This window comes from Streptomyces luteolus, assembly GCF_029968015.1.
Lineage (GTDB): Bacteria > Actinomycetota > Actinomycetes > Streptomycetales > Streptomycetaceae > Streptomyces > Streptomyces luteolus.
Map to the genome: position 1 here is coordinate 65,755 of NZ_JASCIS010000019.1, position 24,496 is coordinate 90,250.

The following is a 24,496-nucleotide window of genomic DNA, read 5'->3' on the forward strand; positions in this document are numbered from 1 at the left end:
GGCACGCAACCGGCTTTCTCCCCGCCCCGCCCCTTCCCGAAAGTCCTGCCGGACGGGCCTCCTCAATCTCCCCCAGCTACCGCTGGGAGGTGCCCCCAGAGGGGCTGAATTTCAGCCCCTCCGGCGATTGAGGAGCGGGGTCCGGGGCGGAGCCCCGTGGCTGTCCGCAGGACTTTCGGGAAGGGGCGGGGTGGGGAAACTCAGCTGGGCGCGCCCATCCGACGGTGCGGGACCAGTTCCGGCAACACCCTCCGTACCTCCTCCACCCCCTCCGGCCGCACCTCCAGAAACTCCCGCACAAGCTCGGCGATCCGCCCCGAGAGCCCGAGATCCGGCATCTCGGCCAGCGCCCCCAGTACATCCACAGACACCGGCCCCGGCTCCCGCAGCCGCTCCCGGAACGCGCCGAGCACGGCCTGAGGATGCGTACCGACCGCGACGGCCAGCGCGCTCGCCGGCAGCTGCGGATCCCCCGCCGCGAACCGGCGCAGCGCGAGCGGCAGATGCCGGTCGCGGGTCTCCGGGTCGCGGACGAGCAGCGCCAGGGCCGCGCCGTGCAGCGCGCAGTCGGCAGGCCGGGCGAGCAGGGCGAGGGCCGCGTACCGCAGCAGGGCGCGGTCGGCGTCGGCCCGTACGTACGGCGCGGTCCGCAGCGCGCACGCGGCCGCCGCGACCCGCCGGTCCGCACGCGCGTCGTGCGCCCAGCGGTCCACGGCCCGGCAGACCGCCGACGGCTCCTCCTCGGCGAGCGCGGCCAGCAGCTCGTCGCCGCGCCGGTGCGAGCAGTCGGCGAGGGCCTCGGTGAGTCCGTCGAGGGAGCGGTGCCGGTGGGTGTGCAGGAGCGCCTGCGCGGCGCGCGCGACGGTGGCGTCCGGCGCGGCGTGCAGCGCCCGCTCGTCCGTGAACCACAGCGTGAGCAGCGGCTGCACGGTGCCGGGCGCGTCCCGCAGCCACTCCCCGACGGCGTCCAGGAAGCGGTCGCCGCCGCCCTCGGTGCCGGGTTCCGGGTCGGCCACGACGAGGCGGCGCAGCAGGTCCATCCGGTCCGCGTCGGGCAGTGCGAGCCGCCGCCAGAACGCGGGCGCGAACACCTCGAACCCGTCGCACAGCGCCTCGCCCGTGGTGCCGCGCCGCGCGATCCGCTCGGCGAGCAGCCGCAGCACGCCGAGGTACGGCCGGGCGTCCGGCACCCGCAGCAGTACGTCGGACAGCAGGTGCACGGCCCACCAGCCGGCGTCGGTCCGCTGCCGGCTCGTGGCCCGCGCGCCACCCCGCCCCCCGGCCAGGGACCGCGGCCTCGCCCGTACCCCTGCCCCTGCCCCTGCCCCCGTACCGTCCGTGACATCGTCCAGCGCCTCCGCCAACTCGACCAGGCGGGCGCCGAGTTGAGCACTGCTCTGCTGCCGTCCGAGCAGCAGCAGCGCCTCCACGACGGGCCCGATCCGGTGCCGGGGCACGGGCAGCGGCCGCCCGTCCCCGTCGCCCCCTCCGCCTCGCCACCGGTGCACCAGCGAGTGCAGCGCTCCGTCGAGGTCGAGGTGCGCGCCCTGGATCCAGTCGGCCAGCTCCTCGTGCGCGAACCGGTAGCCGCCCCCGGCCGGCACGAGCAGCCCTTCGGTGAGCACGGCCGAGGCAAAACCGCTGGACCACGGGAAGACCGCCTCGAACGACGCCCGGTCCAGCTCCCCCTGCCCCGGCCCCAGGCACCGCCGGGCCGCGTCGTGCACCCGCCCGGCGACCTGCGCGGCGAGCCGCCGTACGGCCGTACCGCGTACGCGATGGGGGGCGGCCACCCGCACGGCGACCCGCAGGCACAGCAGGTCGAGATACGCCCCGAGGATCTCCTCCCGCCCCGGCCGCCCCTCCGGCTCCCCCGCCACGGCCGCCCGCACCTCGGCCAGCAGGCGCAGCGCCAACGGATGCCCGGCATCCCCGTCCGACACGGCGCCGTCCGGAATCCCGTACCCCTCCCGGGCGCGTGCGGCCTGCGCCGGATCGAGCGGCCCGAGCGGCACGCAGGGCGGCAGCCCCGTCGCCTGCCCGGCGCGGCGGGTACGCCCCCGCCCCTCCACCGGCCCCGCGCCCCGCACGCCCGCCCGCGCCGCCCCCGACGGATCCACCCACACCGCCCGCTCCGCGAACGCCGACGGGCCGGAAGGCGCCGCCCCCAACTCCCCGACCACGCCCCGCCCGACAGCCGCGCCGCCCGCCCCAGCGCCGTACAAATCCCCTGCCGGAAACAGCCACCCCGCCTGCTCCCAGTACTCGCTGCGGCAGGCCACGACCAGGCGGCTGCCCGTGCTGCGCAGCCAGGCCGCGCTGCCGGTCGTCCACTCGGCGAGCCGGTGGGCGAGGACGGGCGGCATCTCCTCCGGGGAGTCGAGCAGGACGAGCAGGGGCACTCCCGCGTCCCGTACGAGCCGGGTCACCCGGTCCGCCGAGATGTCCCCGAGCTCCCGCTCCTGCCCGGACCTGCCGCCGTCCCGCACGCCCTCCCCGGACGCCGCCACGATCCGTCCCGCGTCCTTGAGGGCCCGCGCCACCGCGTCCGCCACCGACGCGTCGTCCGCCCACAGGCCCGCGCCGCGCAGCCACAGCGTGGGGGCAGGTTCGGCGCCCCGCGCGCGCCGCCGGGCGAGTGCGGCGAGTTCCGTCGTACGCCCGCTGCCCGGCGCCCCCACCAGCGCGAGCACCGACGGCCCCGGGACCAGCCCCGGCCCCGGCCCCGCCAGGAACCGCGTGAACTCCGCCTCCGCATCGGGCCGTTCGACGATCCGCTCCTCCTCGCGCGGCCCGTCGGACCCGACCGAGGTGGCCGTCAGCTGCAGCACCCCGGCGACATTGAGATCCGCCCCGTACGCGGGCACCGTCGCCGCGTTGCGCGCGAGCAGCTCGGCGAGCGGACCGCCCGGATCCGCGGCCGCCGCCCGCCGCAGCGGCACCGCGAACCCGGGCGCCCGGAGCATCACGGCATCCGCCGCGCCCCCGAAGCCGTACTCCCCGAAGGCGTACGCCTCCGGCAGCAGCGCCGTGCCGAGCACCGCGAGCACCGCTCCCGTCTCCGCGTCGACGACGGGCCCACCGGCCGCTCCCCCGCCGGCCCGCAGCGCGTCGCTGCCCTCCGTGCCGACCGCCAACTCCAGTGCGCCGGGCAGCAGATGGCGCCGGTCCCGGGTCGCGTACGTCACCCGCGCCCCGCTGCCGAGCACCCGCGCCTGCCGCCAGCCGTGCGCCGCGATCGTCACGTACGCCCCGGTCCCGACCGTCTCCCGCACGGTCACCGGCAGCGGGCGTACGTCGAGCCCCTGCGTGCGGACGAGCGCGAGACCCGCCTCGGGCAGCGGTACGACCTGCCCTGCGTCGACGACCCAGCTGCGGCCGTCGACCGCGTGCAGCACAAGCCGGTCCTGCCCGTCGACCGCCTCGTGGCTGGTGATCACCGTCCCCAGCTCGTCCGCCGCGAACCCCGCCCCTCTGGGCCGCCCGGCCAGGTCGCAGATGCGGACCAGCCCTTGCTCACAGCCGGACCGGGAGTCCTGTCCCGCCATTGCCTCGAACCTCCCCAGAGCCGCGTTCCGACCGTAGGTCGAGCGTGATCAGCGGCGCAGGCGATCAACCGGATGCGCCCCTCACGCACCCCGGATTCACCCCGCGCGCCTACTCGTTGGAGTGACCCCGCCAGGCACGACGACGGGCACGACGAAGAGCACGACGCACGACGAAGCCACGACAAAGGGCGGGCCCGGAAACCGGACCCGCCCCACCTGATCGCTCAGCACTGAGCACGCAGCACTCAGCCGAACACGGCCAGACTCTTCGCCTTCCCGCCCTGCCCCTCGACGAGCGCGACGAACCGCCCGTCCGGATCGAACACACCGACCGGCTGCTGCGAGCCGTACTCGTCGGGCAGTTCGAGCCGCACCCCGTTCAGGAGCAGCCGCGCCCGCTTGGCGTCGACGTCCCAGCGCGGGAACGCGGCAGCGGCGGCCTCGGCGACCGGCATCACCGTCAACTCCTCCTGGAGCTGGTCGATGGTGCGCGCCGCGTCCAGCTTGTACGGGCCGACCCGGGTACGCCGCAGCGCCGTCAGATGCCCGCCGACGCCCAGATCCGCGCCGATGTCACGGGCAAGGGCGCGGATGTACGTACCCGAGGAGCACACCACGGAGACCACCAGATCCAGCACCGCCGTGCCGTCCTCGGCGACCGCGTCCCGCACGTCGTACACCGCGAACGACGAGACCTTCACCGGACGTGCCGGGATCTCGAAGTCCTCGCCCTCGCGGGCCCGCTTGTAGGAGCGCTTGCCGTCGATCTTGATGGCGCTGACCTTCGACGGGACCTGCATGATGTCGCCGGTCAGCTTGGCGATCGCGGCGTCGATGGCGTCCCGCTTCACCTGGGACGCGTCGGTGGACGAGGTGATCTCGCCCTCGGCGTCGTCGGTGACGGTGTTCTGGCCGAGCCGGACCGTGCCCAGGTACTCCTTCTCGGTCAGCGCGAGGTGGCCGAGGAGCTTCGTGGCCCGCTGCACGCCGAGCACGAGAACGCCGGTCGCCATCGGGTCGAGCGTGCCGGCGTGCCCGACCCGGCGGGTCCTGGCGATGCCGCGCATCTTGGCGACGACGTCGTGCGAGGTGAAACCGGACGGCTTGTCGACGACGATCAGGCCGTCCGGCGTCGTGCCACTGCCACCGCCGTTGTTCTGCTTGCTCATGCGGAGCCGTCGCCCGCCTCTTCTGCGTCGTCCGCGTTGTCGGCGTCGTCTTCGCCCGGCTTGCGGTACGGATCGGCCCCACCGGCATACGCGGCGCCCGAGGACGCGTCACGCACCGCCTGGTCGGAGGCGCGTGCCTTGTCGAGGAGGTCCTCGATGGTCTTCGCGTTCTCCGGCAGCGCGTCCGCGACGAACGTCAGGGTCGGGGTGAACTTCACCCCGGCCGCCGCGCCCACCGCGCTGCGCAGCACGCCCTTGGCGCTCTCCAGGCCGCGGGCCGCGTTCGCCCGCTCCTCGTCGTCGCCGTAGACCGTGTAGAAGACGGTCGCCTCCCGCAGGTCACCGGTGACCCGGGTGTCGGTGATCGTCACATGCGAACCGAGGCGCGGGTCCTTGATTCCGCGCTGCAGCTTCTCGGCGACCACCTCTCGGACGAGGTCCGCCAGCTTCTTCGCCCGCGCGTTGTCGGCCACTGGTCCGTCTCCCTTTTTCCTTGCTTTTCCTACGTACCAACGGTGCGTCTGCGTCAGTCGTCGTCGCCGTGCAGCCGCCGACGCACCGACAGCAGCTCCACCTCGGGTCTGGCGGCCATCAACCGCTCGCACCGGTCCAGTACGTCCGACAGATGCCCCGTGTCCCCCGACACCATCGCCACTCCGATCTCGGCCCTGCGGTAGAGATCCTGCTCGCCGACCTCCGCCACACTCACGGCGAATTTCCGGTGCAGCTCGGCGACGATGGGGCGGACCACGGAACGCTTCTCCTTCAGGGACCGTACGTCGCCGAGGAGCAGATCGAAGGACAGAGTCCCCACATACATGTGTTGTCCGGATGACCCGCCGGTACGGGATGGAGGGCCCTGCGACTCTTGGCAGGGACATCCAAACCGTACACGGAACGGCCGGGGCCGATCGACGGAAATTCTCCCGTCGACCGGCCCCGGCTCGTTGCTCGATCAGCCGCGCGGCTTCTCTCGCATCTCGTACGTCGCGATGACGTCGTCGATCTTGATGTCGTTGAAGTTTCCGAGGTTGATACCGCCCTCGAAGCCTTCGCGGATCTCGGTGACGTCGTCCTTGAAGCGGCGCAGACCGGTGATCGTGAGGTTCTCGGAGATCACCTTGCCGTCGCGGAGCAGACGCGCCTTCGTGTTGCGCTTGACCTCGCCGGAGCGGACAAGGACACCGGCGATGTTGCCCAGCTTGGACGAGCGGAAGATCTCGCGGATCTCCGCCGTGCCGAGCTCGACCTCTTCGTACTCCGGCTTGAGCATGCCCTTGAGGGCCGCCTCGATCTCCTCGATCGCCTGGTAGATGACCGAGTAGTACCGGACGTCCACACCCTCGCGCTCGGCCATCTGCGTGGCACGCCCGGCGGCGCGCACGTTGAAGCCGATCACGATGGCGTCGGAGCCCATCGCCAGGTCGATGTCCGACTCGGTGACGGCACCCACACCGCGGTGCAGGACGCGGATGTCGACCTCTTCGCCGACGTCCAGCTGCAGCAGCGAGGACTCGAGGGCCTCGACCGAACCGGACGCGTCGCCCTTGATGATGAGGTTGAGCTGCTCGACCTCGCCGGCCTTGAGCACCTTGTCGAGGTCCTCGAGGGACACCCGGCGGGTGCGCTTGGCGAACGCGGCGTTGCGCTCACGGGCGGCGCGCTTCTCGGCGATCTGACGGGCCGTACGGTCCTCGTCGACCACCAGGAAGTTGTCACCGGCGCCCGGGACGTTGGTGAGACCGAGGACCAGGACCGGCGTCGACGGCTCGGCCACCTCCACGTTCTCGCCCTTGTCGTCGAGCATGGCGCGGACACGGCCGTACGCGTCGCCGGCGACGAGGGTGTCACCGACGCGCAGCGTGCCGCGCTGGACCAGGACGGTCGCGACGGCGCCGCGGCCCTTGTCCAGGTGCGCCTCGATCGCGATGCCCTGCGCGTCCTGCTCCGGGTTGGCCCGCAGGTCGAGCGAGGCGTCGGCGGTGAGGACGACGGCCTCGAGCAGGGAGTCGATGTTCTCGCCCTGCTTGGCGGAGATGTCGACGAACATCGTCTCGCCGCCGTACTCCTCGGCCACCAGGCCGTACTCGGTCAGCTGACCGCGCACCTTGGTCGGGTCGGCACCCTCGACGTCGATCTTGTTGACCGCGACCACGATCGGCACGTCGGCCGCCTTGGCGTGGTTCAGCGCCTCGATCGTCTGCGGCATCACACCGTCGTTGGCCGCCACCACGAGGATCGCGATGTCGGTCGACTTGGCACCGCGGGCACGCATGGCGGTGAACGCCTCGTGACCCGGGGTGTCGATGAAGGTGATGCGACGGTCGTCGCCGTTGACCTCGGTCGCGACCTGGTAGGCACCGATGTGCTGGGTGATGCCACCGGCCTCGCCCGCGACGACGTTCGTCTTGCGAATGGCGTCGAGGAGGCGGGTCTTACCGTGGTCGACGTGACCCATGACGGTCACTACCGGCGGACGCGAGACCAGAGCGGCCTCGCCGCCCTCGTCCTCGCCCCACTCCAGGTCGAAGGACTCGAGCAGCTCGCGGTCCTCCTCCTCGGGGCTGACGATCTGAACCGTGTAGTTCATCTCCTCGCCGAGGAGCGTCAGCGTCTCGTCGGAGACGGACTGCGTGGCCGTGACCATCTCGCCGAGGTTCATCATCACCGCGACGAGCGACGCCGGGTTGGCGTTGATCTTCTCGGCGAAGTCGGTGAGGGAGGCACCGCGCGACAGGCGAACGGTCTCGCCGTTGCCGCGAGGCAGCATCACACCGCCGACCGACGGGGCCTGCATGGCCTCGTACTCCTGGCGCCTCTGCCGCTTCGACTTGCGGCCGCGACGCGCGGGACCGCCGGGACGGCCGAAGGCGCCCTGCGTGCCACCACGGCCACCCGGACCACCGGGACGACCGCCGAAGCCGGGACGGCCACCGCCGCCACCGAAGCCGCCGGGACGACCGCCGCCGCCACCGCCGCCACCGGGACGACCGGCGAAGCCGCCGCCGCCGCCACCGGGACCGCCGGGACGACCGGCGAAGCCGGGACGACCGCCGCCGCCACCGCCGGGACGACCGCCGCCACCGGGACCACGGCCACCGCCGGGGCCACCACCGGGACGCGGGCCGGCAGCGGGACGCTGCGGCATCATGCCCGGGTTCGGACGGTTACCGCCGCCAGGCCGCGGACCACCCTGTCCCGCGGCGCCGCCGCCCTGCGGACGGGGCATGCCGCCCGGAGTCGGACGGGCACCGCCCTGACCCTGCGGACGGGGACCACCCTGGCCGCCGCCCTGACCCTGCGGACGCGGGCCGCCCGGGGCACCGGGGCCGCCGGGGCGCGGGGCGCCGCCGGGACGGGGCGCCGAGGGGCGCGCCATGCCGGTGGAACCACCAGAGGTGAAGGGGTTGTTGCCCGGACGCGGGCCGGCGGCACGACCACCGGGACGCGGGGCGCGCTCGCCACCGGGGCGCGGGGCACGCTCGCCACCGGGACGGGACTGACCACCCTGGCCGGGGGCCGGACGGCCACCGGGCTTGGGGGCGCCGGGACGCGGAGCCTGGCGCTCACCGCCGGGCTTGGGGCCCTGCGCAGCGGCCGGGGGCGCGCTGAACTCGGGCTGCGCCGGGGCCGCCGGGGCGGGCTTGGGCGCCGCCGCGGGCTTCGGACCAGGCGTGGGACGCGGACCCGGACTCGGCGCTGCGGGCGCCGCGGGCTTCTCGGCCGCGGCCGGCTTGGGGGCCGGCGCGGGCTTGGGTGCGGCAGGCTTCGCGGCCTGCGCGGGGGACGGTGCCGACGGCTTCGCGGGTGCGGCCTTGCGCGGCGCGGCGGGCTTGGCGGACTTGCCGCCGCCTGCGCCGGAGCCGGACTGCAGCGCGTCAGTCAGCTTTCGAACAACGGGCGCCTCGATCGTCGAAGACGCCGAACGGACGAATTCACCGAGTTCTTGGAGCTTGGCCATGACGACCTTGCTCTCTACCCCGAACTCCTTGGCGAGTTCGTATACCCGGACCTTAGCCACTTCGCTCCTTTTAGGTCCGGGTTACCGCCGGACCGTCGCTACTTCATGGGCGTACTCATCGCGTACTCATCGAGTGCTCATCGCAATCTCGACCTACTTCCAACTCGCGAGGTACCAGCACTGCACGGCGGTTCCGTGCGGTGATGTTCTTACGGTTGCGCCTGCTCGACATACCGGCTGAGATCCGTGGTGTCGAGCGGACCACGGACGCGGTACGACCTGAGGAACGCTCGGCGGCGGACCGCCATGTCCAGACAGACCGGGGCGGGGTGTACATACGCACCCCGGCCGGGCAGCGTACCGCGAGGGTCGGGAACCAGGCGGACTCCTTTTCCGGAGTCCTCGGCGCCTTCGCCCGCGGCCATCACGATCCGCAACAGATCGGTCTTGGCCGCCCGCTCCCGGCATCCCACACAGGTTCGCTCAGGGCATGCTCCGGCATGCGTCCGGCCAGACACGCTTAAGTCTACCTCCCCGCACCGACCTCACCCCTTTGGGGGAGAAATCGAACGGCCGTCGTCTTGATCTCGGCGAAACCCGGCGTGATCTCGCCAACACCGGGCGTACGCGACGTATTCCGGACCGGAGTCAGCCCTGGTCGTGCTGCGGCTGCTCGGTGTCCGGGCGGATGTCGATGCGCCAGCCGGTGAGGCGGGCGGCGAGGCGGGCGTTCTGGCCCTCCTTGCCGATGGCGAGCGACAGCTGGTAGTCCGGCACGGTCACCCGCGCGGAGCGGGCGGCGAGGTCCACGATCTCGACCTTGCTGACCCGGGCCGGGGACAGGGCGTTGGCCACCATGTCGGCCGGGTCGTCGGACCAGTCGACGATGTCGATCTTCTCGCCGTTCAGCTCCGCCATGACGTTGCGCACCCGGCCGCCCATCGGACCGATGCAGGCACCCTTGGCGTTCAGGCCGGAACGGGTCGAGCGGACCGCGATCTTGGTGCGGTGTCCGGCCTCGCGCGCGATGGCGGCGATCTCCACCGAGCCGTCCGCGATCTCCGGGACCTCGAGCGAGAACAGCTTCTTCACGAGGTTCGGATGCGTACGCGAAAGAGTCACCGACGGACCGCGTACGCCCTTGACGGCACGCACCACGTACGACCGCAGGCGCATGCCGTGCTCGTACGTCTCGCCCGGGACCTGCTCCTGCACCGGCAGGATCGCCTCGAGCTTGCCGATGTCGACCAGGACGTTCTTCGGGTCGCGGCCCTGCTGCACGACACCGGTGACGATGTCGCCCTCGCGGCCGGCGTACTCGCCGAGCGTCGCGTCGTCCTCGGCGTCCCGCAGGCGCTGCAGGATGACCTGCTTCGCCGTGGTCGCCGCGATCCGGCCGAAGCCGGACGGGGTGTCGTCGAACTCCCGGGCCTCCTGGCCCTCTTCGAGCTCGGCGGCCTCCTCCTTCGCCCAGACCGTCACGTGCCCGCTGTGGCGGTCGAGCTCCACGCGCGCGTGGCGGCGGCTTCCCTCAGTGCGGTGGTAGGCGATGAGGAGGGCCGACTCGATCGCCTCGACGAGCAGGTCGAAGGAGATCTCCTTCTCCCGGACCAGACCCCGCAGGGCACTCATGTCGATGTCCACGGCTACGCCTCCTCTGTGTTCTCGGTGTTGTCGGCGGGCTTGTTCTTGCGGTTGAACTCGATCTCCACGCGCGCCTTGGCGATGTCCGCGAAGGCCAGGCGGCGGGCGGTGGCCTTGCGGCCCTTCACGCCGGGCACCTCCAGGTCGAGGCCCTCGTCGTCGACCTTCAGGATCCGCGCGGTCAGCTCGCCGCCGCCGGCCTCGTCGGCCAGCTGGAACTTCACGAGGCGGTCCACGGCGCGGACGTAGTGGCGGTGCTGGGTGAGCGGGCGGTCGGCTCCGGGCGAGGTCACCTCGAGGACGTACTCGCCGTCGCCCATGGCGTCGGCGTCGTCCAGCTTCTGGGAGAGCTCGCGGCTCAGCTCGGCGCAGGTGTCGAGCGAGACCCCGGTGTCCGAATCCACGACGACACGCAGCACGCGGCGCTTGCCGGCCGGAGTCACGGTGATCTCTTCGAGATCCAGTTCCTTGGAGGTGACGAGCGGTTCAAGCAGGTCCCGCAGCCTCTCGCTCTGGGTGGTGCTCATCCGGGTGACTCCTCGGCCGCGTGTGCTGTTGTGGTTGCCGTTCAGATCTGCGTGTCGGTCAAAGCGTATCCGGTCGCACAGGGTGTTGCCGTCCACCGGGTGGGTCCGACGGTACGGTGATCACGGGCGTGCCCGCTGGACGCGGAACACCTTCTCTTCTGCCGTACGAGCCCCATGAGGACGTCTGCCGTGCCCTTCACCTTGCCGTCGCGCGCCGGGAGTGACCGGCCGATTCCGCTTGATCCGGGGCGCAGGGCCCTGCTCGTGTCGGCTGTCGGCGCCGTGCTCCTGGCGGGCTGCTCGGACGCCGGCTCCGACGCGTCCGGCAAGCGTTCCGCCGCCGCCGAGCAGGCCCGCGCGCGGGCGGCCGAGGACAGCGCCGAGTTGCTGAATCGATACGACGCCGTGATCGCCGCCCACCCGGCGCTCGCCGACCGGCTGCGCCCGCTGCGCGCCGAGGTCGCCGAGCACGCGAGGGCCTTCGGGGGCTCCGGGACCCGCCCCTCGGGTTCCCCGTCGCCGTCGAGGAAGGCACCCGAGGTACCCGCCGACGAGAGCGGCGCCCTGGCTCAACTCGCGAGCACCGAACGGCAGTTGGCGGACGGTCGGCGGACCGCGCTGACCGGTGTTCCCGGCGAGCAGGCCAGGCTGTTCGCCTCCGTGGCGGCCGCCGGGGACGTGCACGCGTATCTGCTGAGCGAGGCGGGCCGATGAGTTCCGGGAACAACACCGATCAGCGGGTCGAGGCGTACCAGGCGGCCCTGCGCGCGGAGCACGCGGCGGTGTACGGCTACGGCGTGGTCGGCGGCCGTATCCGCGAGGGCCGCAGGGACGAGGCACGCTCGGCGTACGACGGGCATCGCGCCCGACGCGACGAACTGCGGCGCACCGTGCGGGACTTGGGCGGCACGCCCGTGCAGGCTGAGGCGGCGTACGCCCTGCCGTTCCCGGTACCGGACTCCCCCGCGGCGGCCCGCCTCGCGGCGCAGCTGGAGGACCGGGTGGCCGGGGTGTACGCGGACGTCGTACGGGCCACGGAGGGCGAGCGGCGCCGGGCGGCGGCGGACGCGCTGCGCGAGGCAGCGGTGCGGGCGGTGCGCTGGCGCGGCGGGAGCGTAGCCTTCCCTGGGCTCGCCGAGCGGCATGAGCCCACCTCGGCGGCTGCGACCCCGCAGACCTGAGCCGAGCCGTACCAGCAGTCCGCAAGGCCGGAAGGATTCACGCGCGTATGTCGCCCATGGCTTTTGAACCGCCGCAGCGTCTCGTCAAGGCGCTGGGCGAGGCGACGTACGAGGAGCCGGCCGCCGCGCGGGCTTGGCTGGCGGACCTTCCCGAACTGCTCGAACAGGCCGTCCGGCGGCGGGAGTCGACCGTCGAGCGGCTGCTCGTTCCGGGTGGCCGGTCCAGTCTGGTGGCCCTGGTGCGGCAGGCCGACGGTACGCCCGCGCTGCTGAAGCTCGCCGCGCCCGGCACCCGTCCCGAGGCGGAGGCCGCGGCCCTGGCGTGCTGGGACGGCTGGGGGGCGTGCAGGCTCCTTGACGGCCCTGCGGAGGGCGACGGCGCACTGCTCATGGAGCGGCTGCACTCCGAGGTGTCGCTGCGGTCGCTGCCGGAGGCGAAGGCGCTGCTTGAGGCGGCGGGGACGGTGCGCCGCCTGTGGGTGGAGCCGCCCGCCGAGCGGTCCTTCGAGACGGTCGCGGAGCGGTCCGCGCGGCTGGCGGCGGCGGTCCGGCCGGTGGACGACGCGATGCGCCCGCTCGTCGATGCGGCGCTCGCCGCGCGGGAGGAGCTGGTCGCCTCGGAGGCCGAACTGCTGCTCCTGCACGGCGAGTTCAGGCAGGGCAAGGTGCTGGCGGGCGAGCGTACGCCGTGGCTCGCGGTGGGTCCGCATCCGGTCGTGGGCGAGCGCGCGTACGACCTGGCGGGGCTTGTGCTCGACCGGCTCGACGATCTGGTGGCGGCCAGCGCGGGGGCGTCCACGGCGCGGCGGCGGGTGACGAAGCTGGCGGATTCGCTGGAGGTGGACCGGGAGCGGGTCCGGGGCTGGACGCTGTTCCGTGCCGTGGCCTCGGGCACGGAGGCCCTCCGGGCCGGGCGGCGGTCCCAGGCGGAGGTTCTGCTGGAGTTCGCGTCCTGGTTGTAGGTTCCGTGGTCGGCTGCGGCTGGGGGTGCGCCTGCGGCGGGCTTTTCTCCCCTCCCCGCCCCTTCCCGAAATCCTGCGGAGCTTCGGGGGCTCCGCCCCCGGACCCCCGCTCCTCAAACGCCGGAGGGGCTGATAAATCAGCCCCGCCGGCGTGTTCAGGTGTGTCAGCCGACGATCTTCGCGATCGCCTCCGCCACCGGCAGCTCCTCGCGCTCGCCCGTGCGGCGGTCCTTCAGTTCGACGACGCCCTCCGCCGTGCGGCGGCCCGCGACGAGGATCGTGGGGACGCCGAGGAGTTCCGCGTCGGTGAACTTCACGCCCGGGGAGACGCCCGCGCGGTCGTCGACCAGGACGCGCACGCCGGCCTCGGCGAGCTGCTCGGAGACCGAGAGGGCGAGTTCCGTCTGGGCGGCCTTGCCGGCGGCGACCACGTGCACGTCGGCCGGGGCGACCTCCTTCGGCCAGACCAGGCCCTTGTCGTCGGCGTGCTGCTCGGCGAGTGCGGCGACGGCGCGGGAGACGCCGACGCCGTACGAGCCCATGGTCACGCGGACCGGCTTGCCGTTCTGGCCGAGGACGTCGAGCTGGAAGGCGTCGGCGTACTTGCGGCCGAGCTGGAAGATGTGGCCGATCTCGATGGCGCGGTCGAGCTTGAGGCCGGTGCCGCAGTTGGGGCAGGGGTCGCCTTCCTGGACGACCACGACGTCGACGTACGCGTCGACCTCGAAGTCACGGCCCGCGACGACGTTCTTCGCGTGCACGCCGTCCTTGTTGGCGCCGGTGATCCAGGCCGTGCCGGGGGCGATGCGCGGGTCGGCGAGGAACGTGACCTTCTCCAGGCCCTGCGGGCCGACGTAGCCCTTGACCAGGTCGGGGCGCTCCTCGAAGTCCTCGGCGCCGACCATCTCGACGGCGGCCGGGGCGAAGTGGGCCTCGACCTTGTCCATGTCGACCTCGCGGTCGCCGGGGACGCCGATGCCGATGATCTCGCCGTCGACCTTCACCAGCAGGTTCTTCAGCGTGGCGGAGGCGGGGACCTGCATGTACGCGGCGAGCGTCTCGATGGTCGGGGTGTCCGGGGTGTCCAGCTCCTCGACGGCGGGCACGGCGGAGCCGTCGACCGGCTTCAGCTCGAACGAGACGGCCTCGGTGTTGGCGGCGTAGTCGCAGGCCGGGCAGTCGGCGAAGGTGTCCTCACCGGCGGCGGCCGGGGCGAGGAACTCCTCGGACTTGGAGCCGCCCATGGCGCCCGCGGTGGCGGCGCAGATGCGGTAGTCGAGGCCGAGGCGCTCGAAGATCCGCTGGTAGGCGGCGCGGTGCAGCGCGTACGACTCGGCGAGGCCCTCGTCGGCGGTGTCGAAGGAGTACGAGTCCTTCATCGTGAACTCGCGGCCGCGCAGGATGCCGGCGCGGGGGCGGGCCTCGTCGCGGTACTTGGTCTGGATCTGGTAGAGGATCACCGGCAGGTCCTTGTAGGACGTGCACTGGTCCTTGACGAGGAGGGTGAAGATCTCCTCGTGGGTGGGGCCGAGGAGGTAGTCGCCGCCCTTGCGGTCGTTGAGGCGGAACAGCTCGGCGCCGTACTCCTCCCAGCGGCCGGTCGCCTCGTAGGGCTCCTTGGGCAGGAGGGCGGGGAGCAGGACCTCCTGGGCGCCGATCGCGTCCATCTCCTCGCGGACGATGCGCTCGACGTTCGCGAGGACCTTCTTGCCGAGCGGCAGCCAGGACCAGACGCCGGCGGCGGTGCGGCGCACGAAGCCGCCGCGGACGAGCAGCTTGTGGCTGAGGACCTCGGCGTCCGCCGGGTCGTCGCGCAGTGTCTTGACCATCAATCGGGACATGCGCTGGACCTGGGCTGCCATGGTGATCTCCTGCTGGGGAAAGCGTCGAATGCTCAGGAGGTTAGCCGGGGCGGGTACGGGTTCGGAAATCCGTTTCGCTCGGGGGCCCGGAATCCGGGTCAGCGGCGGCGCAGCGGAAGGGGGGCGCCCATCACCGCGTACGGCCTGGGGGCGCTGGGGAAGGCAACGTTCCGGGCGAGGTCGGTGTAGCCGAGGGAGCGGTAGAGGGCGCGGGCCGGGCTGTCCGTGTCGATCGCGGAGAGGATCGAGCGGGGCTGGGCGGCGGCGTCGGTGATCGTGGTGATGAGGGTGCGCCCGATGCCCCGGTCCTGGTGGCGCGGGTGGACGTGCAGCTCGGTGATGACGAAGGAGTCGTCGAGCCAGAAGTCGATGCCCTGGGCGCGCAGATAGGGCTCGACGACGCTGGACCACCAGTGGGCGCGGTCGTTGGGCATGCCGTAGACGAAGCCGACGAGGCGGCCCTCGGGGGTGGTGGCACCGAGGGCGAGGGCGCCGGGGTAGGTGGCGTGGCGCAGGACGATCTGGCGGCGTACGGCGATCTCGTCGTCGTCGAGTCCGAAGGCGAGGGCCTGCACGGCGAGGGCCTCGTCCACCTCGGCGGCGAGGTCGAGCGGCCCGATCACGACGTCGTCAGTCATGCGGGAACCCTACTTCTCCCGGCGGTGCTGCCCCAGAGGGTCAGAAGAGCACGCTCATGAACGAGCCGACCTCGGTGAAGCCGACGCGGCGGTACGCGGCCCGGGCGGCGGTGTTGAAGTCGTTGACGTACAGGCTGACCACAGGGGCGACGTCGGCGAGGGCGTAGCGGACGACGGCGGCCATGCCGGTCACGGAGAGGCCCCGGCCGCGGTGTTCGGGGGCCACCCAGACGCCCTGGATCTGGCAGGCCTCGGGGGTGGCGGCGCCGATCTCGGCCTTGAAGATCACCTGGCCGGTGGCCGGGTCGAGGCGGGCGAACGAGCGTCCGGAGCCGACGAGTTCGGCGACCCGCGCCTGGTAGAGGAGGCCGCCGTCCCCGGCGAGCGGGGAGACGCCGACCTCCTCGGTGAACATGGCCACGCACGCCGGCATGATCACGTCCATCTCGTCCTTGCGGATGCGGCGGACGTACGGGTCGGGGGTGACGTTCCCGGGGAGCCGGTCGGTGACCATGAGGGGCTGGTGGCGGCGGATCTCGCGGGCCGGGCCCCAGTGCGGTTCGAGGAGCTGCCAGAGCCGGGCGGTGGACTCGGCGGGGCCGACGATCGAGGAGCAGCGGCGGCCGGAGCGGCGGGCGCGCTCGGAGAAGGCGCGGACGGCTTCGGGCCCGGCGCAGATGGGGACGAGGTTGGCCCCGGCGTAGCAGAGGGAGCGGAGCCTGCCGTCGGCGTACCAGCCCCACATCTCGCCGCCGAGGCGCCAGGGGTCGAGGCCGGCGACGTGGACGCGGGAGGTGACGAAGGCGTTGTTGACCGGCTCGCGCCCGAGGACGCCCAGGGCGGCGTCCAGGTCTGCGGGGTCGAGCACCCTGGTGGTGGTCTGGGTCAACACGTGTGCGAGGGCCTCACCGTAAAGCCGTAATGTCTGCCGATCTCCGCACTGTACCTGGCAGGGCAGCACCGAGCCCTGCCCCGATGGACCGGGGCAGGGCTCGGGAGGTACGCGGGTGGGTCAGCCGGCGACCGAGACCTCGGGCTCGCCCGACAGCACGCCGTCCTTCTCCATCTGCTCGGCGATCTTCATCGCCTCTTCGATGAGGGTCTCGACGATCTTCGACTCGGGGACGGTCTTGATGACCTCGCCCTTGACGAAGATCTGGCCCTTGCCGTTGCCGGAGGCGACGCCGAGGTCGGCCTCGCGGGCCTCGCCCGGGCCGTTGACGACGCAGCCCATGACGGCGACGCGCAGCGGGACCTCCATGCCGTCGAGTCCGGCGGTGACCTCTTCGGCGAGCTTGTAGACGTCGACCTGGGCGCGGCCGCAGGACGGGCAGGAGACGATCTCCAGGCGGCGCGGCTTGAGGTTCAGGGACTCCAGGATCGAGTTGCCGACCTTGACCTCCTCGACCGGCGGGGCCGACAGGGACACGCGGATGGTGTCGCCGATGCCTTCTGAGAGCAGCGCGCCGAACGCGACGGCCGACTTGATGGTGCCCTGGAAGGCGGGTCCCGCCTCGGTGACGCCGAGGTGCAGCGGGTAGTCGCAGGCGGCGGCGAGCTGGCGGTAGGCGTTGACCATCACGACCGGGTCGTTGTGCTTGACCGAGATCTTGATGTCCTGGAAGCCGTGCTCCTCGAAGAGCGAGGCCTCCCAGAGGGCGGACTCGACGAGGGCCTCGGGGGTGGCCTTGCCGTACTTCTGCAGCAGGCGGCGGTCCAGGGAGCCGGCGTTGACGCCGATGCGGATCGGGGTGCCCGCGTCGCCTGCGGCCTTGGCGATCTCCTTGACCTTGTCGTCGAACTGCTTGATGTTGCCGGGGTTGACGCGGACCGCGGCGCAGCCGGCGTCGATCGCGGCGAAGACGTACTTCGGCTGGAAGTGGATGTCCGCGATGACCGGGATCTGCGACTTCTTCGCGATCACGGGCAGGGCGTCGGCGTCGTCCTGCGTGGGGCAGGCCACGCGGACGATCTGGCAGCCGGAGGCGGTCAGCTCGGCGATCTGCTGGAGTGTGGCGCCGATGTCCGACGTGCGGGTGGTGGTCATCGACTGGACCGACACCGGGGCGTCGCCGCCGACCGCGACCGTGCCGACCTGGATCTGCCGGGACTTGCGCCGCTCCGCGAGCTTGGTCGGTACGGACGGCATTCCCAGAGAAATAGCAGTCATCTGCTGTGCAACCCCAAGGTGTGGATCAGGTGGGCCGAGGCGGAGCGTCTGTGCCCCGGGCTCGGCGGGCTCCAGCTGTCGAGATTACGCCACGCCGTGCGCCGTAAGCACATCGCACGACCGTGGCGTACCACGCACGGCGGCCGCCCACGCAGTGTGGACGGCCGCCGTGAACCGAGTGTGGTCAGGAGATTCTGACCGGGTTGACGACGTCGGCGATCAGCACCAGGAGGGTGAAGCATACGAAGATCCCGGCCACCACGTAGGCGACGGGCATCAGCTTCGCGACGTCGAACGGGCCGGGATCGGGCCGCCTGAGCACCTTGGCGAAGCCGCGCCGCACGGACTCCCATACGGCGCCCGCGATGTGGCCGCCGTCCAGGGGCAGCAGCGGGAGCATGTTGAACAGGAACAGGGAGAGGTTGAAGCCCGCGACGAGGAACAGCATCATCGCGATCTGGTTCTCCGGCGGGATGTCCAGGGTGAACACCTCGCCGCCGACACGGGCCGCGCCGACCACGCCCATCGGGGAGTCCTGCTTGCGCTCGCCGTCGCCGAAGGCCGCGTCCCACAGGTCGGGGACCTTGGACGGCAGGGCGATCAGGGACTCGACGCCGTTCTCCATCATGTCGCCCATCCGGACGACGGACTCGCCGAAGGACTGCTCGACGATGCCGGAGGCCGGGGTGAAGCCGAGGAAGCCGGCGGTGACGTACTCGCCGTCGACGTAGCCGCCCTCGCCGTCGGTCTTGCTGACCTTGTTCTCGATCAGGTCGGCCTTGAGGGTCTTGCGTACGCCGTCGCGCTCGACGGTGATCGTGGCGGGGCCCGTGGTGTCCCGGATCGTGGTCTGCAGGACGGACCAGTCGGAGACGGGCCTGCCGTTGAACGCGACGATGGTGTCGCCGGGTTCGAGGCCTGCGGCCTTGGCGGGGGCGGGCTTGTCGCCCTTCTCACAGGTCGAGCGGTTCTCGGACTGGGCGATGACACAGTCCGAGACCTTGCTGACCGTGGTGGTGGTCTCGTTCCAGCCGAAGGTCATCAGGACGCCGAGGAAGATCGCGACGGCCAGGATCAGGTTCATGAACGGACCGGCGAACATCACGATGACGCGCTTCCACGGCTTGCGCGTGTAGAAGAGCCGCTTCTCGTCGCCGGGCTTGAGCTCCTCGAAGGCGGCCGAGCGGGCGTCCTCGATCATGCCGCGCCAGGGCGAGGTGGAGCGGGCCTCCATGCGGCCGTCCGGGCCCGGCGGGAACATCCCGATCATGCGGATGTAGCCGCCGAGCGGGATGGCCTTGATGCCGTACTCGGTCTCGCCCTTCTTGCGCGAGAAGATCGTCGGGCCGAAGCCGACCATGTACTGCGGCACGCGGATGCCGAAGAGCTTGGCCGTCGACAGATGTCCCAGCTCGTGCCAGGCGATCGAGAAGAGCAGCCCGATCACGAAGACCACTATGCCGAGGATCATCATCAGGGTCGTCATGCACGAGCCTCCGCGGTCGCCTTGGCCGACAGTTCACGGGCCCGGGTGCGCGCCCAGGCATCCGCTTCGAGGACGTCGGCGACGGTGAGCGAGGTTCCCGTACGCGGGGTGCCGTGCTCGGCGACGACCTCGGTGACGGTCTCCATGATGCCGAGGTAGGGCAGCTTCCCGTTCAGGAACGCGTCCACGCACTCCTCGTTGGCGGCGTTGAACACCGCGGGGGCCGTGCCGCCGAGCTCGCCGACGTGCCGGGCGAGGTTCACGGCCGGGAAGGCCTCGTCGTCCAAGGGGAAGAACTCCCAGCTGGAGGCCTGGGTCCAGTCGAAAGCGGGGGCCGCGTCCGGGACCCGCTCGGGCCAGCCGATGCCGATGGCGATGGGGCCGCGCATGTCCGGCGGGGTGGCCTGGGCGAGCGTGGAGCCGTCGGTGAACTCGACCATCGAGTGGACGTAGGACTGCGGGTGCACGACGACTTCGATGCGGTCGAAGGGGATGTCGTACAGGAGGTGGGCCTCGATGACCTCCAGGCCCTTGTTGACAAGCGTCGAGCTGTTGACGGTGATCACCGGGCCCATCGCCCAGGTCGGGTGGGCGAGCGCGTCCTCGGGCGTGACGTCGGCGAGCTGCTCCTTCGTACGGCCGCGGAAGGGGCCGCCGGAGGCGGTGACGACGAGCTTGCGGACGTCGGCGCGGGTGCCGGAGGCCAGGGCCTGGAAGAGCGCGGCGTGCTCGGAGTCGACGGGGATGATCTGGCCGGGCTTGGCGATGGCCTTGACCAGCGGGCCGCCGACAATCAGCGACTCCTTGTTGGCCAGGGCGAGAGTGCGGCCCGCTTCCAGGGCGGCCAGGGTGGGGGCGAGGCCGATGGAGCCGGTGATGCCGTTGAGCACCGTGTGGCAGTTCGAGGCCGCGACCTGGGTGGCGGCGTCCGGCCCGGCGAGGATCTCGGGGATCGGTTCGCCGGTGCCGTACTGGTCGGCGAGCGCCTCGCGCAGAGCGGGCACCACGTCCTCGCGGGCGACCGCGACGGTGCGCACGCGCAGCCGTCTGGCCTGCTCGGCGAGCAGCCCGACCCGGCCGCCGGCGGCGGACAGTGCGGTCACGCGGAAGCGGTCGGGATGGCGCAGGACCAGGTCGACGGCCTGGGTGCCGATGGATCCCGTCGAGCCCAGGACGACGATGTCCCGGGGGCCGTCATCCGTCACCGGGTCGAAGACCAGATGCGGATCGGCGAGAGGCGTTGGACTGTCGCTCATACCCCCATTGTTGCCTGGCTTCTTGTGGATCCGGACAGGGCGCCCCTTGAGTCGGCGAGCTTCCCCGCCGTGAGGGTTGCGGTTTCGTCGCCGGGTGCGGCCCGGTGGTCCGTCCTCGCGCCCACGCGGCGTCAGCCGCACATCGATACAGCCCCGCGCCCCTGAGCGCTGCGGCTGCGCCGCCGCTCATCGGGAAGGCGCGGCGCAGCCGCAGGCCTTCAGGGGCGCGGGGAACTGCGCGACCGGCCCACGACGGGCCGCACCCGGCGACGAAACCGGAGCCCTACGGCGGGGTGCGGCTCAGCGGATCGGCCGGTGCACGTTCTCCTTCTGCGTCGGGCCGGGGGTGGCGTCGGCGATCCACGGGCCCTCGCCGCTCGGGTCGACGACACCCTCCTCCAGCCAGGTGTACGTGCCGGACAGCACGCCGCGTACGACCTTGCGGTCCAGGTCGTCGGTGTTGGCCCAGAGGCGGCCGAAGAGCTCCTCGACGCGCAGCCGGGACTGGCGGCAGAAGGCGTCGGCGAGCTGGTACGCCTCGCGGCCGTGGTCCTCGGTGGTGCGCAGGAGCTCGGCGCGTACGCAGGCGGCGCTCATCGCGAAGAGCTCCGCGCCGATGTCGACGATCCGGCCGAGGAAGCCCTGCTTGGTCTCCATCCGGCCCTGCCAGCGGGACATGGCGTAGAAGGTGGAGCGGGCGAGCTTGCGGGAGGTGCGCTCCACGTACCGCAGATGCGCCGCGAGGTCCGGGTGGCCCGAGGGGTTGAAGTCCCCGTACGCGCCCGGGAGTTGGCCGGGTCCGGCGACGAGCTTGGGCAGCCAGCGGGCGTAGAAGCCGCCGGCGCGGGCGCCCGCCTTCGCCTTGTCGCCGAGGGACTTGTCGGGGTCGATGAGGTCGCCCGCGGCCTTGAGGTGGGCGTCGACGGCCTCGCGGGCGATCAGCAGATGCATGATCTCGGTGGAGCCCTCGAAGATCCGGTTGATGCGCAGATCGCGGAGCAACTGCTCGGCGGGGACGCCGCGTTCACCGCGGGCGGCGAGCGAGTCGGCGGTCTCGAAGCCGCGGCCGCCGCGGATCTGCACCAGCTCGTCGGCCATCAGGCAGGCCATCTCGGAGCCGTACAGCTTGGCGAGGGCGGCCTCGATACGGATGTCGTTGCGGTTCTCGTCGGCCATCTGCGAGGAGAGGTCGAGCACCGCCTCCAGGGCGAACGTGGTGGCCGCGATGAAGGAGATCTTGCTGCCGACGGCCTCGTGCAGGGCCACCGGCTTGCCCCACTGCTCCCGCACCGCCGACCACTCGCGGGCGATCTTCAGGCACCACTTGCCGGCCCCGACGCACATCGCGGGAAGCGAGAGGCGGCCGGTGTTGAGGGTGGTGAGGGCGATCTTCAGGCCGGCACCCTCGGGACCGATGCGGCGCGCGGCGTCCACGCGGACGTTGTGGAAGCGGGTGACGCCGTTCTCCAGACCCCGCAGGCCCATGAAGGCGTTGCGGTTCTCGACGGTGACGCCCTCGTCGGCGGCCTCGACGAGGAACGCGGTGATGCCGCCGGGGTGCCCCTCGGACTTCGGCACCCGGGCCATGACGACGAGCAGGTCGGCGACGACACCGTTGGTGGTCCACAGCTTCACGCCGTCCAGGACGTAACCGCCGTCGCCGTCCGGTACGGCGGTGGTGGCGAGGCGGGCCGGGTCGGAGCCGACGTCCGGCTCGGTCAGCAGGAACGCGGAGATGTCGGTGGAGGCGAGGCGCGGCAGGAACTCGTCCTTCTGCTCCTGGCTGCCGAAGAGCTTCAGCGGCTGGGGCGCGCCGATCGACTGGTGGGCGGAGAGCAGCGCGCCGATGGAGGGGTTGGCGGAGCCGACGAGGGCGAGGGCCTTGTTGTAGTAGACCTGCGTGAGGCCGAGGCCGCCGTACTTCGTGTCGATCTTCATGCCGAGCGCGCCGAGCTCCCTGAGCCCGTTGATCACCGCGTCCGGGATGCGCGCCTCGCGCTCGATCAGGGCGCCGTCGACCTCCTGCTCGCAGAACGTCCGCAGCCGGGCGAGGAACGCCTCACCGCGCCGCGTGTCCTCGTCGGCGGGCATCGGGTGCGGGTGGATCAGGTCGAGCCGGAAGCGGCCGAGGAACAGCTCCTTCGCGAAGCTCGGCTTGCGCCACTCCTGCTCCCTGGCCGCCTCGGCCACCTGCCGTGCCTCTTGCTCGGAGACCTTCGGCTTCCTGGACGTCGGTGCCGACATGGGGGAACTCACCTCGCCGCGGATCGGGGTCCTCACCGGCGGAAACGACCACCGACCGGTGCTACTCGGTCGTATGTACCCGGATACGAAGATCCCCACCAGGCGTACACCCGGACGGGCCCCGAACACGCGGACGGCCGGGACCCCCGCACAGGGTCCCGGCCGCCTCTTTCGCAGACGTACGAACGTGTGTCGTCCGGGCTTACAGCTCCAGGCCGGTCAGGACCAGGACCCGCTCGTACGTGTAGTCCGCCATGGCGTGCGCGACGCCCTCGCGGCCGACGCCGGACTGCTTGACGCCGCCATACGGCATCTGGTCGGCGCGGTAGGACGGCACGTCGCCGACGATCACTCCGCCCACCTCCAGGGCGCGGTGGGCGCGGAAGGCGCGCTGCACGTCGTGCGTGAACACGCCCGCCTGCAGGCCGTACTTGGAGTCGTTGACGGCGTCGAACGCGGCCTGCTCGCCGTCCACCTTCGTCACGGTGAGGACCGGGCCGAAGACCTCCTCGCAGGCGACGGTGGTGTCGGCGGGCACATCGGCGAGCACGGTCGGCGCGTACGAGGCGCCCTCGCGCTTGCCGCCTGCCAGGAGCCGCGCGCCCGCGGCGACGGCCTCGTCCACCCAGGACTCGACGCGCTTGGCGGCGTTCTCGTCCACCAGCGGGCCGACCTCGGTGGCCGGGTCCGACGGGTCACCGGTGACCTGCGCGTCGACGGCGGCGACGATACGGGGCAGCAGCCGGTCGTAGACGGAGGCGTCGGCGATCACGCGCTGCACGGAGATGCAGGACTGGCCGCCCTGGTAGTTCGAGAAGGTCGCGATGCGGCTCGCGGCCCAGTCGAGGTCGGCGTCGGAGGAGAAGTCGTCGAGGATGACGGCCGCGCCGTTGCCGCCCAGTTCGAGGGTGATGTGCTTGCGCGGCACCGAGTCCATGATCGCGTAGCCGACCTTCTCGGAGCCCGTGAAGGAGATGACGGGAAGGCGCTCGTCCTGGACCAGGGCGGGCATCTTCTCGTTGGCGACCGGAAGCACCGACCAGGAGCCCTCGGGCAGGTCCGTCTCGGCGAGCAGCTCACCGAGGATCAGGCCGGAGAGCGGGGTGGACGGGGCGGGCTTGAGGATGATCGGGGCGCCGGCGGCGATGGCCGGGGCGACCTTGTGGGCGCACAGGTTCAGCGGGAAGTTGAACGGCGCGATGCCGAGGACCACGCCGCGCGGGAAGCGGCGCGTCAGGGCGAGCCGGCCCTGACCGCCCGCGTCGGTGTCCAGGCGCTGGGCGTCGCCGCCGTTGAAGCGACGGGCCTCCTCGGCCGCGAAGCGGAACACGGACACGGCCCGGCCGACCTCGCCGCGGGCCCACTTGATCGGCTTGCCGTTCTCGGCGGAGATCAGCTGGGCGATCTCCTCGGTGCGCTCGGCCAGGCGCTTGGTGACGTGGTCGAGCGCGGCGGCCCGGACGTGGGCGGGGGTCGCGGAGAGCGCCTCGCGCGAGGCGTACGCGGCGGCGACGGCCTCCTCGACCTGGGCGTCGGTCGGGACGCTCACGCGGCCGACGGTGCGGCCGTCCCAGGGCGAGGTGACGTCGAAGGTGGTGTCGCCGGTGGCCTGGCGGCCGGCGAGCCAGAAGGCAGTGGTGTCGGTCATGGTGCCCGGCCCTTCCGCGGTGGGTGCTGTCTGGGGTTCGCCCCAACGGTAGGTCCGCCCGCCCGGAGCGCCTCTTGTACGGGGTGGAGGGGTTGGGGTGGGCGGGATGCCGGAATGGTGGGGTGGGGGTGCGCGTGGGTTTTTCCCCTACCCGCCCCTTCCCGAAAGTCCTGCGGACGGCTTCGGGGGCCAGCCCCCGG

19 protein-coding genes are annotated in these 24,496 nt (G+C 72.2%); 3 read left to right on the top strand and 16 right to left on the bottom strand.

What is annotated here, in order from left to right:
• Positions 1–200: 200 nt before the first annotated feature.
• The 8 genes from QIT00_RS19850 to rimP all read right to left on the bottom strand — a co-directional run bounded on the left by QIT00_RS19850 (position 201) and on the right by rimP (position 10,849).
• Positions 201–3,548, bottom strand: a complete 3,348-nt coding sequence (locus tag QIT00_RS19850; RefSeq protein ID WP_282536657.1) for a trypsin-like peptidase domain-containing protein — start codon at positions 3,546–3,548, stop codon at positions 201–203.
• A gap of 245 nt (positions 3,549–3,793) precedes the next feature.
• Entirely contained in the window at positions 3,794–4,717 is a 924-nt protein-coding gene (gene truB, locus QIT00_RS19855; RefSeq protein ID WP_282536658.1) for a tRNA pseudouridine(55) synthase TruB, read from the bottom strand.
• A complete protein-coding gene (gene rbfA / locus QIT00_RS19860; protein WP_282536659.1) occupies positions 4,714–5,190 on the bottom strand; it encodes a 30S ribosome-binding factor RbfA in 477 nt (158 codons plus the stop codon). Before rbfA ends, truB begins: the two co-directional genes overlap by 4 nt.
• Positions 5,191–5,243: 53 nt before the next feature.
• Positions 5,244–5,537 carry a DUF503 domain-containing protein gene (locus QIT00_RS19865; protein ID WP_282514792.1) on the bottom strand — a complete coding sequence of 98 codons (294 nt, stop codon included), beginning with the start codon at positions 5,535–5,537 and terminating at the stop codon, positions 5,244–5,246.
• Positions 5,538–5,672: 135 nt separating this feature from the next.
• Positions 5,673–8,738 carry a translation initiation factor IF-2 gene (gene infB, locus QIT00_RS19870; protein ID WP_282536660.1) on the bottom strand — a complete coding sequence of 1,022 codons (3,066 nt, stop codon included), beginning with the start codon at positions 8,736–8,738 and terminating at the stop codon, positions 5,673–5,675.
• A gap of 149 nt (positions 8,739–8,887) precedes the next feature.
• Complete coding sequence (locus QIT00_RS19875; RefSeq protein WP_282536661.1) at positions 8,888–9,196, bottom strand: YlxR family protein; 309 nt, start codon at positions 9,194–9,196, stop codon at positions 8,888–8,890.
• A 130-nt stretch (positions 9,197–9,326) separates the two neighbouring features.
• Entirely contained in the window at positions 9,327–10,322 is a 996-nt protein-coding gene (nusA, locus tag QIT00_RS19880; RefSeq protein WP_282536662.1) for a transcription termination factor NusA, read from the bottom strand.
• A 2-nt stretch (positions 10,323–10,324) separates the two neighbouring features.
• On the bottom strand, positions 10,325–10,849 hold the full coding sequence (gene rimP, locus QIT00_RS19885; RefSeq protein WP_282536663.1) for a ribosome maturation factor RimP: 525 nt from the start codon (positions 10,847–10,849) through the stop codon (positions 10,325–10,327).
• Between the two features lie 189 nt (positions 10,850–11,038).
• On the opposite strand from rimP, the gene QIT00_RS19890 reads away from it, so the two are divergent.
• The 3 genes from QIT00_RS19890 to QIT00_RS19900 are packed head-to-tail and all read left to right on the top strand — an operon-like array spanning position 11,039 to position 12,992.
• Complete coding sequence (locus tag QIT00_RS19890; RefSeq protein ID WP_282536664.1) at positions 11,039–11,563, top strand: hypothetical protein; 525 nt, start codon at positions 11,039–11,041, stop codon at positions 11,561–11,563.
• Complete coding sequence (locus tag QIT00_RS19895; RefSeq protein WP_282536665.1) at positions 11,560–12,030, top strand: ferritin-like domain-containing protein; 471 nt, start codon at positions 11,560–11,562, stop codon at positions 12,028–12,030. The genes QIT00_RS19890 and QIT00_RS19895 overlap by 4 nt, the downstream gene beginning before the upstream one ends.
• A gap of 56 nt (positions 12,031–12,086) precedes the next feature.
• Positions 12,087–12,992 carry an aminoglycoside phosphotransferase family protein gene (locus QIT00_RS19900; RefSeq protein ID WP_282536734.1) on the top strand — a complete coding sequence of 302 codons (906 nt, stop codon included), beginning with the start codon at positions 12,087–12,089 and terminating at the stop codon, positions 12,990–12,992.
• Between the two features lie 164 nt (positions 12,993–13,156).
• On the opposite strand, the gene QIT00_RS19905 is transcribed toward QIT00_RS19900, so the two are convergent.
• The 8 genes from QIT00_RS19905 to QIT00_RS19940 all read right to left on the bottom strand — a co-directional run bounded on the left by QIT00_RS19905 (position 13,157) and on the right by QIT00_RS19940 (position 24,296).
• Positions 13,157–14,854, bottom strand: a complete 1,698-nt coding sequence (locus QIT00_RS19905) for a proline--tRNA ligase (protein WP_282536666.1) — start codon at positions 14,852–14,854, stop codon at positions 13,157–13,159.
• A 98-nt stretch (positions 14,855–14,952) separates the two neighbouring features.
• Positions 14,953–15,492, bottom strand: coding sequence for a GNAT family N-acetyltransferase (locus tag QIT00_RS19910; protein WP_282536667.1), 540 nt, complete (start codon positions 15,490–15,492; stop codon positions 14,953–14,955).
• A 40-nt stretch (positions 15,493–15,532) separates the two neighbouring features.
• Positions 15,533–16,384 carry a GNAT family N-acetyltransferase gene (locus QIT00_RS19915; RefSeq protein WP_282536668.1) on the bottom strand — a complete coding sequence of 284 codons (852 nt, stop codon included), beginning with the start codon at positions 16,382–16,384 and terminating at the stop codon, positions 15,533–15,535.
• A 120-nt stretch (positions 16,385–16,504) separates the two neighbouring features.
• Positions 16,505–17,662, bottom strand: coding sequence for a flavodoxin-dependent (E)-4-hydroxy-3-methylbut-2-enyl-diphosphate synthase (ispG, locus tag QIT00_RS19920; RefSeq protein WP_282536669.1), 1,158 nt, complete (start codon positions 17,660–17,662; stop codon positions 16,505–16,507).
• 184 nt (positions 17,663–17,846) lie between these two features.
• Complete coding sequence (locus QIT00_RS19925) at positions 17,847–19,148, bottom strand: M50 family metallopeptidase (protein WP_282536670.1); 1,302 nt, start codon at positions 19,146–19,148, stop codon at positions 17,847–17,849.
• The gene (gene dxr, locus QIT00_RS19930) at positions 19,145–20,404 is read right to left on the bottom strand and encodes a 1-deoxy-D-xylulose-5-phosphate reductoisomerase (protein ID WP_282536671.1); all 1,260 of its coding nucleotides are present in this window, start codon (positions 20,402–20,404) and stop codon (positions 19,145–19,147) included. The genes QIT00_RS19925 and dxr overlap by 4 nt, the downstream gene beginning before the upstream one ends.
• 300 nt (positions 20,405–20,704) lie before the next feature.
• A complete protein-coding gene (locus QIT00_RS19935; protein ID WP_282536672.1) occupies positions 20,705–22,648 on the bottom strand; it encodes an acyl-CoA dehydrogenase family protein in 1,944 nt (647 codons plus the stop codon).
• Positions 22,649–22,850: 202 nt separating this feature from the next.
• Positions 22,851–24,296, bottom strand: coding sequence for an aldehyde dehydrogenase family protein (locus QIT00_RS19940; RefSeq protein WP_282536673.1), 1,446 nt, complete (start codon positions 24,294–24,296; stop codon positions 22,851–22,853).
• Between the last annotated feature and the right edge of the window lie 200 nt (positions 24,297–24,496).

Coding starts and splice junctions, on each gene's coding strand:
- QIT00_RS19865 (WP_282514792.1), bottom strand. CDS start 5,537: ATGTATGTGGGGACTCTGTCCTTCGATCTGCTCCTCGGCGACGTACGG.
- QIT00_RS19925 (WP_282536670.1), bottom strand. CDS start 19,148: ATGACGACCCTGATGATGATCCTCGGCATAGTGGTCTTCGTGATCGGG.
- QIT00_RS19910 (WP_282536667.1), bottom strand. CDS start 15,492: ATGACTGACGACGTCGTGATCGGGCCGCTCGACCTCGCCGCCGAGGTG.
- QIT00_RS19940 (WP_282536673.1), bottom strand. CDS start 24,296: ATGACCGACACCACTGCCTTCTGGCTCGCCGGCCGCCAGGCCACCGGC.
- rimP (WP_282536663.1), bottom strand. CDS start 10,849: ATGAGCACCACCCAGAGCGAGAGGCTGCGGGACCTGCTTGAACCGCTC.
- QIT00_RS19895 (WP_282536665.1), top strand. CDS start 11,560: ATGAGTTCCGGGAACAACACCGATCAGCGGGTCGAGGCGTACCAGGCG.
- dxr (WP_282536671.1), bottom strand. CDS start 20,404: ATGAGCGACAGTCCAACGCCTCTCGCCGATCCGCATCTGGTCTTCGAC.
- QIT00_RS19900 (WP_282536734.1), top strand. CDS start 12,087: ATGGCTTTTGAACCGCCGCAGCGTCTCGTCAAGGCGCTGGGCGAGGCG.
- truB (WP_282536658.1), bottom strand. CDS start 4,717: ATGAGCAAGCAGAACAACGGCGGTGGCAGTGGCACGACGCCGGACGGC.
- QIT00_RS19905 (WP_282536666.1), bottom strand. CDS start 14,854: ATGGCAGCCCAGGTCCAGCGCATGTCCCGATTGATGGTCAAGACACTG.
- QIT00_RS19935 (WP_282536672.1), bottom strand. CDS start 22,648: ATGTCGGCACCGACGTCCAGGAAGCCGAAGGTCTCCGAGCAAGAGGCA.
- ispG (WP_282536669.1), bottom strand. CDS start 17,662: ATGACTGCTATTTCTCTGGGAATGCCGTCCGTACCGACCAAGCTCGCG.
- QIT00_RS19850 (WP_282536657.1), bottom strand. CDS start 3,548: ATGGCGGGACAGGACTCCCGGTCCGGCTGTGAGCAAGGGCTGGTCCGC.